Below are 3,322 nucleotides of genomic sequence, written 5' to 3'. Positions count from 1 at the left end.
AGAGCGATTGCCTTACCAGAGACAGCCGCCGATTCGACAAGGCGACGGCTGATGACCCTTCCCCTTCGGGGTGGGTGCCCCTGATTCACCCAACGAGTAAACCGAGATTGACGACGGCGCAACTTCTGAAGGTGGCGCTTTGCCGACTTAGAACCATGCTTCTTTGCCGTGTGTTGGAGACCGGCTTTGAGTTTCCGCATTCTGCGACGAAAGGAGCGAATCGCTTCCCCACTATATTGGTTTCCCTCGCTGTCAGAAGCAATTTGGACAATGCCAAGGTCTACCCCCAAAAACTCAGTGGCTTCGTTCAGCGGAGCTTCTGGAATGTCGCAGACCACCATCAGATAAAACTCATGACTGATAAAGCAAAGATCGCATTCGCCTTTTTGAGTCAGAAGCATTTCCTTCTGAAGCTCTCCAGCGGCAAAGGGAATCTTCATGCGTCCGGCAACTGTCCAGAGCGAAATCTGACTCTCCTCGGTGAAGAAAGTCAAGATGCGGGAATCGTAGGCGATAGAACCCGTGGGGCGAAAAGTTCGCTTTACCGCTTTGTCCAGTTTGTAAGAGTCGGTGACTTTGGCATTACAGCGAATAATCAACTGAGAAGCCAGCGCGAATTCTTCACGGATGTTGTGATAACAGGCGGCGTGAAGGGCAAATTGCTTGAAGCACTTGTTCTGCCAAGCGTACTCCGACATACGGTCGCAAGCCTTGTTCGCCTTTTTGAGTGTGGCAAGAAGGACTTGCTTCTGCTGGCAAGAGGCAAGGAGCTTGACCTGAGCAACGAGCTTCATTATTGCGTTACTCCTGATGGTTTGTCAAAACCGGAAAGACGAAGAAAGACTAATTTGAAGACTCAATCGCAGGAACTTCTATGCGGTTCCCGATTTCTCCCACGGCTAAACGCCCTTCCCTTCGGGTGGGCACCCGGGGTTTCCTCGGAGGTATTTCTATGAAAATCACGACCACAGACGAACTCGCGCAGTTTCGTGCGCAGCAGCTCACCCGCCGAGAGCTCCTGGGCAAGGCCACCCAGGGACTTGGGGCACTGGCGCTGGGTAACTTGCTCACTCCCGCTCATGCCTCCCCCTCCAGGACAGTAAGGGGGAGGGCCAAGCGCGTGATTTGGCTGAGTATGGCGGGAGGACCGTCGCACTTGGAGACGTTTGACCCCAAGCCCAAGCTCACGCAGATGCACGGCCAGCCCATGCCCGAGAGCATGACCAAGGGCCAGCAGCTCGCGCAGCTCCAAGGGCAAAAGCTAACGTGCTATGGGCCGCAGCTTCCCTTTGAAAAATTTGGCAAGAGCCAGATCGAGATCTGCGGACTCTTTCCCCAGCTCGGCTCCGTGATTGATGAGGTCTGCTTTATCCGCTCGATGACCACGGATGCGATCAATCATGACCCGGCGCACATGTTTATGAACACGGGAAGCCAGATCGCCGGACGGCCTAGCATGGGTTCGTGGATTACGTATGGCCTCGGAAGCCTCGCCAAGGATCTACCCGGTTTTGTCGTATTAACATCGCTGGGCCAGGGCGGGCAGAACCAGCCGATTGCGGCGCGCCAGTGGAGCAGTGGGTTCCTACCGAGCAAGTTCCAGGGGGTGCAGCTACGCGGCAAGGGCGACCCGGTTCTCTACATGGCCAACCCCAGCGGCATCACGCGCGGGCGGCAGGGAACGGATATTGCCGCGATCAATGCACTCAACAAGGAGTACAACAGCCTCGTGGACGACCCCGAGATCGCCACTCGGATCGCGCAGTACGAGCTGGCCTTCCAGATGCAAGCATCGGTGCCGGATCTGATGGATCTCTCGCAGGAGAAGAAAGAGACTCTGGAGCTCTACGGCTGCCAGCCCGGCGACGGCAGCTTTGCCAGCAACTGCTTATTGGCGCGGCGGCTGGCCGAAAAGGGCGTGCGCTTTATCCAGCTCTACCATAAAGACTGGGACCACCACGGGGATATTAAAAACGGCGTGACGCTCAAGGCCAAGGAGATTGATCGGGCGTGCATGGCGCTGATCACGGACTTAAAGCGACGTGGGATGCTTGACGACACGCTGATTGTCTGGGCGGGGGAGTTTGGCCGCACGCCGATGTCGCAGGGCGGCAGCGGGCGCGATCACCACAACAAGGCCATGACGGTCTGGCTGGCGGGTGCGGGGGTGCACGGCGGGATGGTACACGGTGCATCCGATGAGCTGGGCTACGCCGCCGTGGAGAACATCACCACCGTCCATGACCTGCATGCCACGATGCTCCACCAGCTCGGCATCCAGCACGAGGCGTTCAGCTACAAGTTCCAGGGGCTCGATGCGAAGCTCACCGGGGTTGAGGGCGCGCAGGTCATCAAGAGCATTCTGGTCTGAGTGCCTTCTGCTTAGGGTTTAGTCGTGGTCTTTGTGCTTTTTTGCTTGACCGGGTGGGAGACCGCCCTTTTTGGCCAGTCCAGGGGGCACGCCGCCTTTTTTCGCGAGTCCGGGCGGGACAAAGCCCCCTGAGTTATTCGAGGCAGGAACAAGCGGAATGGAGCCCGTGCGGGGAGCGGGCACACGGGGCTTTTCAAGGCTTAGGGTGGGAACTTTGCTCTGCACGGGGCGCTCCACACGGTTGATCGTCGTCTCCACAAGAGCGGCGAGCCCAACCCCTGGAACCCGTTTGAGTCGGGTTGGATCGCTCCCGGTGGCAGGGATCATGATCCGCACCCGGTAGCGTCCCCGATCGAAAGAATCGTCGTAGATGCCTACCGCCTGAACCTTTCCAATCGTGGTGGTGGAGCCCGTGAGCTGGGCCGCTCCGATATAGGCACGCTCCCCCAGCGAGAGCGCGGGTACCACGCGGGTGGCCAGAGCCGGGCGGTTCCCCGTAACACTGTTGATTGCGGTGTTAAGCTGACTTGCGCTGGCTTTCACCGCAACCGCAATCACGCCCGCCTTGAGCAGATCACCCCCCATGAGCCCCTTCGAGCCAGGCGCTGCTGCAGCGGCTCCCCCCGTGGCGGTGTCTATCAGCGCGGTGATACCCACTTTCTGAACCCGGCGAATCTCCAGGGGCGAGAGGGAGTTGGAGGGAATGAGTGCCTTGATCCGGTAGATACCATCACCAATTTGCTTGGAGCCCTCGACCTGCCAGACAACCCGAACCGATGAGAGCGCACTGGCGGGCCCCGAGACCTGCGCTGCCCCGATGTAGCCCTTGTCTCCTAGCGAGAGGATCGGCACCACTTTCGTCGTCTGAGTGTCTTTCCAGCCACGACGAGCCGTGACGGTATTGATAAACTTGTTGATTGCACCAGCGTTGCTGTCTACCGCGGCTCCTAC

Annotated in this window: 3 protein-coding genes; 1 reads left to right on the top strand and 2 read right to left on the bottom strand. The window is 58.6% G+C overall.

The window, feature by feature from the left end:
* A partial coding sequence (locus ACH2EH_RS19290; protein WP_395144212.1) for a transposase occupies positions 1 to 794 on the bottom strand: 794 nt, incomplete at its 3' end.
* A 158-nt stretch (positions 795 to 952) separates the two neighbouring features.
* On the opposite strand from ACH2EH_RS19290, the gene ACH2EH_RS19285 reads away from it, so the two are divergent.
* On the top strand, positions 953 to 2,371 hold the full coding sequence (locus ACH2EH_RS19285; RefSeq protein ID WP_395144210.1) for a DUF1501 domain-containing protein: 1,419 nt from the start codon (positions 953 to 955) through the stop codon (positions 2,369 to 2,371).
* 18 nt (positions 2,372 to 2,389) lie between these two features.
* Here the strand turns inward: ACH2EH_RS19285 and ACH2EH_RS19280 are convergent.
* Positions 2,390 to 3,322, bottom strand: a 933-nt coding sequence (locus ACH2EH_RS19280) for a hypothetical protein (protein WP_395144209.1), incomplete at its 5' end; no start/stop codon positions are given.

The sequence above is a fragment of the Armatimonas sp. genome, from assembly GCF_043760365.1.
Classification (GTDB): domain Bacteria; phylum Armatimonadota; class Armatimonadia; order Armatimonadales; family Armatimonadaceae; genus Armatimonas.
The sequence above is the reverse complement of the archived record's forward strand: the minus strand, read 5'-3'. Positions and strand labels throughout refer to the sequence as shown.

Excerpts from the sequence above, each read along its gene's own strand:
- ACH2EH_RS19285 (WP_395144210.1), top strand. The coding sequence starts at position 953 with ATGAAAATCACGACCACAGACGAACTCGCGCAGTTTCGTGCGCAGCAG.